Genomic DNA, 11,910 nt, shown 5'->3' with positions numbered 1-11,910 from the left:
GGCGGTCCTAGCCCTGGGTCTCGGACGGGCCGGTGACGTCCCCGTAGTGGCCGAGCGCGATCGCGGCGAAGTTGTGCCGGCTCGCGGTGCCCTCGGCCAGGTAGCCGGTGTGGCCGCTGGCGCCCAGTGAGGAGATCGACATCGCGCCGAACGCGTGGGTGGTCGGGTCGGCACCGTGCCCGAGACCGCCGACCTCCAGGTAGGGGACGTTGCCGATCCAGTCGTTCGGGTTCCGGGCCGCCCACACCTGGACGCCGGTGCCCAGCTCGGCCGCCGAGTCGACGCCCATCCCGGGGCTGCCGAACGCCACCACGTCGGTGGGCTGCGCCTCGTGCAGCCCCGGGGCGGCGGTGCCGCACACCACCGAGCCGTACGAGTGGCAGAGCAGGGCGGGCGGCGCGTCCGGGTGGCTGGTCTGCTTCAGGCCGGCCAGCAGCCGGGCCAGCCGGGGCGCGGCCGCGGCGGCGAGCCGGGCGGTGACCGCGTCCGGGCCGAGGCCCTGCGGGGTGACGTAGCCGGTCCAGGCGACCACCGCGGTGCGGGTGCCGGGGGACTGCGCCCGCTCCTCGGCGTACAGCGCGCGGGCCATGCCGGCGGGGGAGCGCAGCGGGTCGGCGGTCTGGTCGAAGTGGCCCAGGTCGGCGTCGGAGCCCGGGACCAGGACGGCGATCCGCTCGGCGGCCGACAGGTCGCCCCAGACCTCGGTGACCAGGCCCCGGCCGCGCGGGTCGAAGGCGAGCACCTGCCGGCCCGGCGCGAGCAGCCGGTCCGAGTCGTTGGCCCGGGAGGCGGCCAGCGCGCGGGCGGTGGGGTCCAGCGCGGTGTCCGCGGCGCGCTGCCGGGCGCGGTCCCGCTCGTCGGCGATCGCGACCCGGTTGGCCCGGTAGCGGACGTCCACCGGGGCGCCGTCCAGGTTGCCGACCACCAGCGGGTACGCGGCGATCAGCCGGGTCAGCTCGGTGGGCTTCAGCGCGGCGAAGAACGCGGCGACGGCGGCCGGGTCGGCGGTGGCCGGGTCGGGCAGGGTGTGGCCGAAGCTCCGGTCGGCGACCCAGGCGGTGCTGCCCGCGGGCGGCGTGGTGATCGCCAACTGCTCGTTGGAGGCGGCCGCTTGGGCGGCGGCGGCACCCGCGTCCACCAGGGCGGCGCAGCCGGCGAAGACGCCGATCAGGATCCGCTTGACCCGCCTGCGGTGCATGGCGTCCACTCCCTCGGGCCGGTACATCGCGGCGGGACGGGCCCGACGGTGCTGTGACTGCCAACTACTAGTCAGCCAGAGTAGAGGGCACCCGACCCGCCGGGCAGGGAGTAAACGGTGTTCCGCGTCACATTCGCCCGGACGCTACCCGCCGTGCCCCTCCACCACCCGTTTCGGGGCGACCGAGCGCCAGGCGTCGGTCAGCAGCTCGCCCAGTTCCGCCCCCTCCAGGCCGGCCAGCCGGACCCGGACCCAGCCGAACCGGCCAGTGTACGGCGCCACCGAGAACACCCCGGGCGCGGCGGCCACCAGCTCGGCCTGCTCCGCCGGGGCGGCCTTCACCGTCGCCTCGCCGGTCTCCGGGCGGCCCATCGCGAAGATCTTCCGGCCGACCCGGAACGTCACCTGCTCCCAGGTCTCCTCCTGGTGGGCCCCCGGCAGTGCCAGGGCGAGTGCGGTCAGTTCGTCGAAGGTCGCCACGGCGGCCAGCGTACGTCCCGCCGCCGACAGCGGCCCCCGCCGACGGCCGGGCTCAGACCGCGCCCAGCGCGTACACCGCGAACAGCGCCGCGCCCGCGCCCGCCACCGCCCGCCAGGCCCGGGACGGCCACGGGGCGTCGAAGCGCCGGGCCCACCGGCCGACCAGCGCCAGCACCGCGCCGAACACCGGCAGCCAGGCCAGCCGGGCCAGCGCCCAGGCGCCCGACTCCGGGGCGGTGGTCAGGCCGGGCAGCGCGCCGAGGTGCGAACCGGCCAGCGCGGTCAGGAACATCGCGCTCTGGTGCCAGCAGAAGATCGTCATCGCGCCCAGGTTGACCACCACCACCGGCAGCCACAGCAGCGGCCGCCGCAGCGCCCGGCCGAGCCGGTCCTTCAGCAGCACCGCGATCCCGGCCTGCGTCGACGCCAGGGCCAGCACCAGCACGGACGGCGGGTGCGAGTTGGTGCGGGCCGCGCCCGGCACGCCGACCATGCTCGCCGGGTAGTGGAACACCAGCAGCAGCACCGCGAACAGCGCCGCCCCGCCGAGCGCCAGCAGCTTCGCCCCGGCCCGGGTCAGCCGGCCGTGCGCCCAGTCCACGCCCAGCTGGTAGGCGAACAGCCAGCCCGGCAGCAGGTTCAGCAGGCTCAGCCAGCCCGGCATCGAACCGCCCCACGGCCCGTACCGCAGGAAGTCCACCGCCGCGACCGCCGCCAGCAGCCCCGACGACCCCCAACCCCTGGTCAGCGCACCGAACTTGACGCACAGCGGGGTCAGCGCGGTCAGCACCAGGTACATCGCGATGTACCAGAGCGGCTGCACCATCAGCACCGCGCCGGTGCGCACCGTCGCGTCCGGCACGCCCAGCGCGTGCAGCAGCGGCACCAGCGCCGCCCACACCGCGGCCACCCCCAGCACCGGGCGCACCAGCCGCAGCACCCGGCCGCGCAGCCACCGCCCGGTCGGCACGCCGCGCTCGGCGGCCCGGCGCAGCGACAGCGCCGAGGCCCGGCCGCCGACCAGGAAGAACACCCCCAGCATCTGCAGCACCCAGCTCAGCGGCGCCAGGGACGGCATCGCGCCCAGCGGGCTGGCGTTGCGCAGCACGCCGCCGGCGGCGTCGAAGCCGCCGAGCATCCAGTGGCCGAGCGGGACGGACAGCAGGGCGACGGCGCGCAGCCCGTCCAGGGCGCGGTCGCGGGTGGCGGGGGTCTTGGCGTCGATCGCCGCCGCGGTGCGGCGGAGCGTGGTCAGAGCGGTCATCGTGGCGTCTCCTCGGACGGTTGACGGCGCGCCGGACGCGCCGGGCACGCCGGGCACGCCGGGCACGTGGGGTGCGTCGGGTGCGTGGGCGGGTCAGGCGCGGGTGGTGAGGGCGAGGGCGGCGAGGGCCGCGAGGGAGGCCGAACCGGGCGCGAAGTAGCCGGTGTGGCCGTGCGAGCCGGCGGACGGCAGCAGCCGGGCGCCGAAGCCGCCCGAGGTCGGGTCGGCACCGTGGCCGAACCCGAGCAGCGAGACGTTCGGCACGTCGCCGATCCAGTCCTCGGCGTTGCGGCTCACCGCCCACACCGGCACCCGCAGCTGGTCCGCCCGCTCCAGCCCCATCCCGGGCGAGGCCACCGCCACCACCCCGGCCACCGCGGCCGGGTCCGGCGCCGAGCGCCCGCAGACCACCGACCCGTACGAGTGGCAGACCAGCTCCACCGGCCCGGTCACCGGCGCCAGCCCCTCCACCAGCCGGGCCAGCCGCTTCGCGCCGGCCTCGGCCAGTTCCTCGCGGGCCGCGTCCACCCCGAGGCCGACCGGCGTGGTGTAACCGGTCCACGCGACCACCGCGACCCGCCCGCCGCTCGCCGCGCGCAGGGCGCGGGCCATCCCGGCGAGGGTGTCGTAGCCGGCCGCCGAGGGCCGGTCGTAGCTCGCCAGGTCGGTGTCCGAGCCCGGCACCAGGACGACGGTGCGGCCGCCGCCCGCCAGGTCGCCGAAGACCTCGGCGACCTGGCCCCGGCCGCGCGGGTCGAAGGCCAGCAGCCGGCGCTGCGCCAGCCCGTCGTACCGGTCGGCCCGCGCGGCGGCCCCGGCGCGCTCGGCGGCCGGGAGCCCGGCGTCGGCGGCCCGGGCCCGCTGCCGGTCGCGCTCCTCGGCGACGGCCAGCGCGTTGGCCCGCAGGCGCAGCGCGACCGGGGCGCCGTCCAGGTTGCCGACCACCTGCGGGTGGCGCACCGCGAGCGCCTCGCGCCGGGCGGCCGGCAGGCCGGCGAAGAACGCGGCCACCTCGGCCGGCCCGGCCCTCGCCGGATCGGGCAGCGGCACCCCCAGCGTGGTGTCGGCGGCCCACGCCACCGCACCCGGCGGCGGCCCCGTCAGCGGCGTCTGCGCGTCCGCCGACGCCCACGACCCCGCCCCCAGCACCGCGGCCAGCACCAACCCGGCCACGGCCGTTCCCCGACGCAGGCGCGACAGCATCCCGGTCCTCCTTCCGTTCCGTCCGTTCGGCAACGGGAGGAAGGTAGGAGGGCGACGCCCGGGCGGGCGTCACACCGCGGAGCCAACAGCGGTGTCATACCGGGGGGTCACCCGGGGGACGGACGCTACCGCTCGCCGGGCTGGACCAGGCCGCTCTCGTAGGCGAGGACGACGGCCTGGGCGCGGTCGCGGAGGTCGAGCTTGGCGAGGATGCGGCCGATGTGGGTCTTGACGGTCTGCTCGGCGAGCACCAGCCGGGCGGCGATCTCCTGGTTGGACAGGCCGCGGGCGATCAGTTCGAGGACCTCGGTCTCGCGCGGGGTCAGTCCGTTCAGCCGCAGCCGCGGGTCGCGGCGCGGCGCGGGGCGGTTGCGGGCGAAGTCGGCGATCAGCCGGCGGGTCACGGACGGGGCGAGCAGCGCGTCGCCGGCCGCGACCACCCGGACGGCGGCGATCAGGTCGGCGGGCGGGGCGTCCTTGAGCAGGAAGCCGCTGGCGCCGGCCCGCAGCGCCTCGTACACGTAGTCGTCGACGTCGAAGGTGGTGAGCATCAGGACGCGCGGCCGGTGGACCGTGCCGGGCGGCGGGTCGAGCAGACGGCGGGCGGCCTCCAGGCCGTCCATCTCGGGCATCCGGACGTCCATCAGGACCACGTCGGGGTGGGTGCGGCCGCTGGCCTCGACCGCCTGCCTGCCGTCGGCCGCGTCGCCGACCACGTCGATGTCGCTCTGGGCGTTGAGCAGGGCGGCGAAGCCGGCCCGGACCATCGCCTGGTCGTCGACGATGAGGACGCGGATGGTCATGCGGTGCTCTCCCCTGACTCCGGGCCCGGCCCGGTGCCGTCCAGCGGCAGGACGGCGGTCACCAGGTAGCCGCCGTCGGCGGTCGGACCGGTGTCCAGGGTGCCAGCCAGCAGGCGGACGCGCTCGCGCATTCCGACCAGCCCCTGCCCGGTGCCGCCGGAGGTCTCCACGGCGGCGGCCCGGCCGGGCGGCGGGTCGTTGCGGACGGTCAGCACCAGCGCGCCGTCCGCCGCGGCCAGCCGCACCCCGGCGGTGGCGCCCGGGGCGTGCCGGACGACGTTGGCCAGCGCCTCCTGGACGATCCGGTACGCGGACAGGCCGACCGCCTCGGGCACCGGGCCGAGCGCCGACACCGCCTCCTCGACGGCGAGTTCGGCCCGCACCCCGGCCTGCCCGACGGTGGCCAGCAGCTTCGGCAGGTCGTCCAGGCCCGGCTGCGGCGCCTTGTCGGCGGCCGCGTCGGCGGCCCGCAGCACCCCCAGCAGGCGGCGCATCTCGGCCAGCGAGCCGCGGGCGGCGGCCGCGATCTGCCCGAACTCCTCGACGGCGGCCGGTGGCAGGCCCTCGATCCGGTACGGGGCGCTGTCGGCCTGCACGGTGATCACCGACATGTGGTGGGCGACCACGTCGTGCAGCTCGCGGGCGATCCGGGCGCGCTCCTCCAGCAGGGTGCGCCGGGCCCGCTCGGTCTCCGAGATCTGCTCCTGCTCGGCCAGCAGCCGCTTGGCCTCGCCGCGCCCGCGCAGGCTCCAGCCGAGCAGCAGCAGCACGCCGGACAGCGCGGCGGCGACCACCGAGGAGCCGTCGAAGTGCGCGTTGAAGACCGTCCAGCTCAGGCTGCAGCCGACGAAGGTGACCACCCAGACCGCGAGCAGGGTGCGGCCGCGCTCCCGGATCGCCAGGAAGACCATCAGGAAGAGGTACGCCAGCAGCGTGGTGACCGGCCACGGCCAGGGCTGCTCGGCGGCGGCGCCGTGCGTGGCGACCGCGCCGACCAGCACCGACGGCGCCACCAGCTGCCAGGCGAGCAGCGGCCGGGTCAGCGCCAGCGGCAGCGCGCCCGCCTGCACCACGGCGAGCGCGGTGGCGAGCCCCGGGTCCACCCCGTAGAAGCGCTGCAGCGTGACGACGCCGGTGGGCAGCAGCGAGCCGGTCATCGCCAGTACCAGCCCGTAGGGCAGCAGCCGGATCCAGGGCCGGCGGGCCGTCGACAGCGGCGGGCGGTGGTCGCCGAGCGGTTCGGTGAGAGCGCGCAGGAATTCGGTCCAGGGGTTCACCGGGCCGAGGGTAGGTCGCCGGCCCGGCGGGTGTCCTCATACCCCGGTAGCGCGTCCGGGGGCTACCGGAGTAGGGGGCGGCGCCAGGAGCCGGCCAGGGCCGGGCCGAGCTGGTCGAAGTGGCGCTCGATCAGGTCGAGCATGCCGGTCATCGAGTGCCCGTCGGCGGCCGGGCTGGCCGCGTAGGAGAGGTGCGAGATCCGCACCACGGTGCCGAAGACGGCGGCCAGCAGGCGGGGGCGGAGGTCGACCTCCGGGTCGAGGCCCTCGCGCTCGGCCAGGACCCGGGCGACCTCGGCCTCCTGCTGGAGGGAGTGCCGCAGGTGGGCGGCGAGCAGCGTCGGGGTGGACTCGATCAGCTCGAACAGCTCCAGCGCGGCCGGGCCGGTGCCCTCGCCGCGGTCGACGGACTGCCAGACCTCCCGGACGGCGCCGCGCATCGCCTCCAGCGGGTTCTCCGCGGCCGGGCGGTCCCGCAGGAAGCCCAGGAAGGCCTCCTCGGCGTCGGCCAGCACCGCGAGGGCGACCTCCTCCTTGTTGGCGAAGTACCGGAAGAAGGTGCGCTGGGAGACCTCCACCTCGGACGCGATCTCGTCCACCGTGGTGCGCCCGTAGCCGTGGCAGAGGAACAGCCGGTGCGCGGCGTCGACCAGGGCGTCCCGGGTGCGCCGCTTCTTGCGTTCCCGCAGGCCGACGGGCTGCGGGTCGGCGGCGGTGGTGGGGGTGGCCATGGAGCCAACGATAGCGCCGTGATCGGCAACTGGCACCAGGTGACAGGAGTCACCCTTTGTCGAATGTCAGTAGCTGCCATAATGTTCCGCGGTGGCGGTGCCCGCCCGTCCCGGAGCCCGTGGAGGGGCGCACCTCCCGCCCCCCGGGGGGCCGGGAGGGAGTGAGGGCCGGACGCCGCCGTTCACGTTCCCAGCGCTCCCAGCGGTCCCAGCGACACCACACGAACGGGGAAGTCCCGAGACATGAGCCAGTCCGTAGTACTCGACAAGGAAGCGGTTCCGACCGCGGGCGGCCGACTCCGGGGACACCCCTGGCTGACGCTGCTCACCGTCGCCGTCGGCGTCATGATGGTCGCCCTCGACGGCACCGTGGTCGCGATCGCCAACCCGGCCATCGCCAAGGACCTGAACGCCAGCCCGTCCGACATCCAGTGGGTCACCTCCGGCTACCTGCTGGCCCTGGCCGTCTTCCTGATCACCGCCGGCAAGATCGGTGACCGGTTCGGCCACAAGAGCACCTTCCTGGTCGGCGCGGTCGGCTTCGCCGCCACCTCCGCCGCGATCGCCTTCGCCGGCTCGATCCAGCAGGTGATCCTCTTCCGCGTGCTGCAGGGCCTGTTCGGCGCGCTGCTGCAGCCCGCCGCGCTCGGCCTGCTGCGCGGGGCCTTCCCCGCCGACCGGCTCAACATGGCGATCGGCATCTGGGGCGGCGTCATCGGCGCCTCCACCGCGGCCGGCCCGATCGTCGGCGGCCTGCTGGTCGAGCACGTCAACTGGGAGTCGGTGTTCTACATCAACATCCCGGTCGGCGTCATCGCCCTCGTCCTGGGCCTGCTGGTGCTCAAGGACGTCCGGGCCGAGAACGCCGCCAAGTCCTTCGACGTCCCCGGCATCGTGCTGCTCTCCGGCGCGATGTTCATGCTGGTCTGGGGCATCATCAAGGCCCCGAGCTGGGGCTGGGGCGACCCGCTCACCCTGCTCTTCCTCGGCGGCGCGCTGCTCGCCCTGGCGCTCTTCGCGGTCTGGCAGAACTACGCCAGGGAACCGCTGATCCCGCTGTCGCTGTTCCGCTCGGTGCCGCTCTCGGCCGGCACCCTGCTGATGGTCCTGATGGCCTTCGCCTTCTTCGGCGGCGTCTTCTTCGTCACCTTCTACCTGCAGAACGTGCACGGGATGGCCCCGGTCGACGCCGGCGTCCACCTGCTGCCGATGACCGGCATGATGATCGTCGGCGCGCCGGTGGCCGGCTTCCTGATCGGCAAGGTCGGCCCGCGGATCCCGATCGTCGGCGGCATGCTGCTCACCACCGCCGCGATGATCGGCATGTCCACCCTGGACGTCGACTCCGGCAACGGCGTCATGTCGCTCTGGTTCCTGCTGATGGGCCTGGGCCTCAGCCCGGTCATGGTCGGCGCCACCGACGTCATCGTCGGCAACGCCCCGCTGGAGCTGTCCGGCGTGGCCGGCGGCCTCCAGCAGGCCGCGATGCAGGTCGGCGGCAGCCTCGGCACCGCCGTCCTCGGCGCGGTGATGGCCTCCAAGGTCACCAGCGAACTGCCCGGCAAGTGGGCCGCCACCGGCGCCCCCTTCCCGACCGGCGAACAGGGCGAACTGCTCAAGCAGGGCGCGCAGCTCGGCATCGCCCCGCAGGCGGCCGACCTCGGCCCGACCGCCACGCCGGAGTTCGCCCGCGGCGTCGCCGACGCCGTGCACTCCTCGTTCGTCAGCGGCATGGGCGTGGCCTTCGTGGTCGCCGCGGTCGTCGCCCTGGCGGCGGCGGGCCTGGGCCTGCTCACCCGCCGCGGCGTGAACGAGAGCGGACCCTCGGTCCACATCTGACACGACGCACCGCTCGCGGATCCGCCCGGGGAGGAGAACCCTCCGCCCCGGGCGGATCCCGTTCTCCGTCCGCGGGAGCCGCGCGGGCGGCCGCGGACAAGCGGAAAGGCCCGCCCGGGGAGGGAAATTCCCTCCCCGGGCGGGCCTTTCGCCGGAGGCCGGTGCTCAGGCGTCGCCGCCCGCGGCGCCGGGGTCGGCCGCCGCCACGTCGAGCAGCTGGTAGCGGTCGATCGCGTCCTTCAGGGCCGAGCGGTCGATCTTGCCCTGCTTGGCCAGCTCGGTGAGGGTGGCCAGGACGATCGACTGCGCGTCGATGTGGAAGAAGCGACGGGCCGCGCCGCGGGTGTCGGCGAAGCCGAAGCCGTCGGCGCCCAGCGACTGGTACTGGCCGGGGACCCAGCGGGCGATCTGGTCCGGGACGGCGCGCATCCAGTCGGAGACGGCCACGAACGGACCCTCGGCCCCGGAGAGCTTGGTGGTCACGTACGGGACGCGCTGCGGCTCCTCCGGGTGCAGCAGGTTGAACTCCTCCGCCTCGACGGCGTCGCGGCGCAGCTCGTTCCAGGAGGTCGCCGACCAGACGTCCGCCTTGACGTTCCACTCCTCGGCGAGGATCCGCTGCGCCTCCAGGGCCCACGGCACCGCCACGCCGGAGGCGAGGAGCTGCGCGGGGATCTGGCCGGCGGTGCCGTCCGAGAGCTTGTAGAGGCCCTTGCGGATGCCGTCGGCGTCGACGTTCTCCGGCTCGGCGGGCATCTTGATCGGCTCGTTGTAGACGGTGATGTAGTAGAAGACGTCCTCGCCGTGCGGGTGCTCGGCGGAGGAGCCGTACATCCGGCGCAGGCCGTCCTGCATGATGTGGGCGATCTCGTACCCGTAGGCGGGGTCGTAGGCGACCACGCCGGGGTTGGTGGAGGCCAGCAGCTGCGAGTGGCCGTCGGCGTGCTGCAGGCCCTCGCCGGTCAGCGTGGTGCGGCCGGCGGTGGCGCCGATCACGAAGCCGCGGGCCAGCTGGTCGGCCATCTGCCAGAACTGGTCGCCGGTGCGCTGGAACCCGAACATCGAGTAGAAGACGTACACCGGGATCAGCGGCTCGCCGTGCGTCGCGTACGAGGAGCCGGCCGCGATCAGCGAGGCGGTGCAGCCGGCCTCGGAGATGCCGTCGTGCAGCATCTGGCCGGACGGGGACTCCTTGTACGCCAGCAGCAGCTCGCGGTCGACCGACTCGTAGGTCTGGCCGAGCGGGTTGTAGATCTTGGCGGACGGGAACAGCGAGTCCATGCCGAAGGTGCGGTACTCGTCGGGCGCGATCGGCACGAAGCGGTTGCCGATGCCCTTGTCGCGCATCAGGTCCTTGAGCACCCGGACGAACGCCATGGTGGTGGCGATGGTCTGGTTGCCGGAGCCCTTCTTGACCGCCTTGTACGCGTCGTCGCCCGGCAGTTCGAGCTTGCGCGGGCGCACCTTGCGGGTGGGCACGTAGCCGCCGAGCTCCTCGCGGCGGTCGTGCATGTACTGGATCTCCTCCGAGTCGCGGCCCGGGTGGTAGTAGGGCGGGTAGCCCTCGTCGAGCTGCTTGTCGGTGATCGGCAGGTGCAGCCGGTCGCGGAAGCGCTTCAGGTCCTCGACCGTCAGCTTCTTCATCTGGTGGGTGGCGTTGCGGCCCTCGAAGTTGGGGCCCAGCGTCCAGCCCTTGACGGTCTGCGCCAGGATGACGGTCGGCTGGCCCTTGTGCTCGCGGGCGGCCTTGAACGCGGCGTAGACCTTGCGGTGGTCGTGGCCGCCGCGGCCCAGGTGCTGGATCTGGTGGTCGGTCATGTTCTCGACCATGGCGCGCAGGCGCAGGTCGCCGCCGAAGAAGTGCTCGCGGATGTACGCGCCGGTCTCGGTGGCGTAGGTCTGGAACTGGCCGTCCGGGGTGGTGTTCAGCTTGTTCACCAGGACGCCGTCGCGGTCCTGGGCCAGCAGCGGGTCCCAGCTGCGGTCCCAGACCAGCTTGATCACGTTCCAGCCGGCGCCGCGGAACTGCGACTCCAGCTCCTGGATGATCTTGCCGTTGCCGCGGACCGGGCCGTCCAGGCGCTGCAGGTTGCAGTTGACCACGAACGTCAGGTTGTCCAGGCCCTCGCGGGCGGCCAGCGAGAGCTGGCCGAGCGACTCGGGCTCGTCCATCTCGCCGTCGCCGAGGAAGGCGTACACCTGCGAGTCGGAGGTGTCCTTGATGCCCCGGTGCTCCAGGTAGCGGTTCATCCGGGCCTGGTAGATCGCGCCGAGCGGGCCGAGGCCCATCGAGACGGTCGGGAACTCCCAGAAGTCCGGCATCAGCCGAGGGTGCGGGTAGCTGGAGAGGCCGAACGGCGCCTTGGACTTCTCCTGCCGGAACGCGTCGAGCTGCTGCTCGGTCAGTCGGTCCAGCAGGAAGGCGCGGGCGTAGATGCCGGGCGAGGCGTGGCCCTGGAAGAAGACCTGGTCGCCCGACTCGCCGTCGGCGTCCTTGCCGCGGAAGAAGTAGTTGAAGCCCACGTCGTACAGCGACGCGGAGGAGGCGAAGGTGGCGATGTGCCCGCCGACGCCGATGCCGGGACGCTGGGCGCGGGAGACCATGACGGCCGCGTTCCAGCGCGTAGCGTTCAGGATCTTGCGTTCGATCTCCTCGTTGCCGGGGAAGAACGGCTCGTCCTTGGTGGCGATGGTGTTGACGTAGTCCGTGCTGCGCATCTCGGGCACGGCCACGCGCTTCTCACGGGCGCGCTCGATCAGCCGCAGCATGAGGTAGCGGGCACGCTCGCGCCCCCGCTCGTCGATGGCAGCGTCAAGCGACTCCAGCCACTCCGCGGTCTCCTCGGGATCGAAGTCCGGGACCTGGCTCGGGAGGCCGCCAATGATGATCGGGTTGCGATCGGATCCGGAAGCCACGCTGTTCCTTCACTGTCGGTCGAAACTGAGTTGTCGCGCCGCCTCCATCGTGCTACCGCTTTCGGAGATCCGTCATCTCTACCGATCGGTAACCGTTCCGCCTGGTGGACGGGACGGTCAGGAGGTGGTTTGACCTTGGACCCGGGCGGACGATGGCGGCCGACCGGGATGAGGGCCAACAGGAGACTTTACGCCCGCA

9 protein-coding genes are annotated in these 11,910 nt (G+C 74.1%); 1 reads left to right on the top strand and 8 read right to left on the bottom strand.

Going from position 1 to position 11,910, the window contains the following annotated elements; translation table 11 throughout:
* Positions 1–7 precede the first annotated feature (7 nt).
* The 7 genes from ACZ3J7_RS04955 to ACZ3J7_RS04925 all read right to left on the bottom strand — a co-directional run bounded on the left by ACZ3J7_RS04955 (position 8) and on the right by ACZ3J7_RS04925 (position 6,956).
* Positions 8–1,198 carry an alpha/beta hydrolase gene (locus ACZ3J7_RS04955; protein ID WP_465616933.1) on the bottom strand — a complete coding sequence of 397 codons (1,191 nt, stop codon included), beginning with the start codon at positions 1,196–1,198 and terminating at the stop codon, positions 8–10.
* 144 nt (positions 1,199–1,342) lie between these two features.
* On the bottom strand, positions 1,343–1,678 hold the full coding sequence (locus ACZ3J7_RS04950; protein WP_465616931.1) for an MmcQ/YjbR family DNA-binding protein: 336 nt from the start codon (positions 1,676–1,678) through the stop codon (positions 1,343–1,345).
* Between the two features lie 52 nt (positions 1,679–1,730).
* Positions 1,731–2,942, bottom strand: a complete 1,212-nt coding sequence (locus ACZ3J7_RS04945) for an acyltransferase family protein (protein ID WP_465616929.1) — start codon at positions 2,940–2,942, stop codon at positions 1,731–1,733.
* A gap of 93 nt (positions 2,943–3,035) precedes the next feature.
* Positions 3,036–4,145, bottom strand: a complete 1,110-nt coding sequence (locus ACZ3J7_RS04940) for an alpha/beta hydrolase (RefSeq protein ID WP_465616927.1) — start codon at positions 4,143–4,145, stop codon at positions 3,036–3,038.
* Between the two features lie 125 nt (positions 4,146–4,270).
* Positions 4,271–4,948, bottom strand: coding sequence for a response regulator (locus ACZ3J7_RS04935; protein ID WP_465616925.1), 678 nt, complete (start codon positions 4,946–4,948; stop codon positions 4,271–4,273).
* Complete coding sequence (locus ACZ3J7_RS04930) at positions 4,945–6,225, bottom strand: sensor histidine kinase (RefSeq protein WP_465616923.1); 1,281 nt, start codon at positions 6,223–6,225, stop codon at positions 4,945–4,947. Before ACZ3J7_RS04930 ends, ACZ3J7_RS04935 begins: the two co-directional genes overlap by 4 nt.
* 62 nt (positions 6,226–6,287) lie before the next feature.
* On the bottom strand, positions 6,288–6,956 hold the full coding sequence (locus ACZ3J7_RS04925) for a TetR/AcrR family transcriptional regulator (protein WP_465616921.1): 669 nt from the start codon (positions 6,954–6,956) through the stop codon (positions 6,288–6,290).
* A gap of 243 nt (positions 6,957–7,199) precedes the next feature.
* On the opposite strand from ACZ3J7_RS04925, the gene ACZ3J7_RS04920 reads away from it, so the two are divergent.
* Positions 7,200–8,795, top strand: coding sequence for an MFS transporter (locus ACZ3J7_RS04920; protein WP_465616919.1), 1,596 nt, complete (start codon positions 7,200–7,202; stop codon positions 8,793–8,795).
* Between the two features lie 165 nt (positions 8,796–8,960).
* Here the strand turns inward: ACZ3J7_RS04920 and aceE are convergent, their stop codons facing one another.
* The gene (gene aceE, locus ACZ3J7_RS04915) at positions 8,961–11,711 is read right to left on the bottom strand and encodes a pyruvate dehydrogenase (acetyl-transferring), homodimeric type (RefSeq protein ID WP_465616917.1); all 2,751 of its coding nucleotides are present in this window, start codon (positions 11,709–11,711) and stop codon (positions 8,961–8,963) included.
* Between the last annotated feature and the right edge of the window lie 199 nt (positions 11,712–11,910).

This window comes from Kitasatospora sp. NPDC015121 (assembly GCF_055562955.1).
The sequence above is the reverse complement of the archived record's forward strand: the minus strand, read 5'-3'. Positions and strand labels throughout refer to the sequence as shown.

Bases quoted from the DNA above. Each gene is read 5' to 3' on its own strand.
- ACZ3J7_RS04935 (WP_465616925.1), bottom strand. From the start codon at position 4,948: ATGACCATCCGCGTCCTCATCGTCGACGACCAGGCGATGGTCCGGGCC.
- ACZ3J7_RS04945 (WP_465616929.1), bottom strand. From the start codon at position 2,942: ATGACCGCTCTGACCACGCTCCGCCGCACCGCGGCGGCGATCGACGCC.
- ACZ3J7_RS04955 (WP_465616933.1), bottom strand. From the start codon at position 1,198: ATGCACCGCAGGCGGGTCAAGCGGATCCTGATCGGCGTCTTCGCCGGC.
- ACZ3J7_RS04920 (WP_465616919.1), top strand. From the start codon at position 7,200: ATGAGCCAGTCCGTAGTACTCGACAAGGAAGCGGTTCCGACCGCGGGC.
- ACZ3J7_RS04925 (WP_465616921.1), bottom strand. From the start codon at position 6,956: ATGGCCACCCCCACCACCGCCGCCGACCCGCAGCCCGTCGGCCTGCGG.
- ACZ3J7_RS04940 (WP_465616927.1), bottom strand. From the start codon at position 4,145: ATGCTGTCGCGCCTGCGTCGGGGAACGGCCGTGGCCGGGTTGGTGCTG.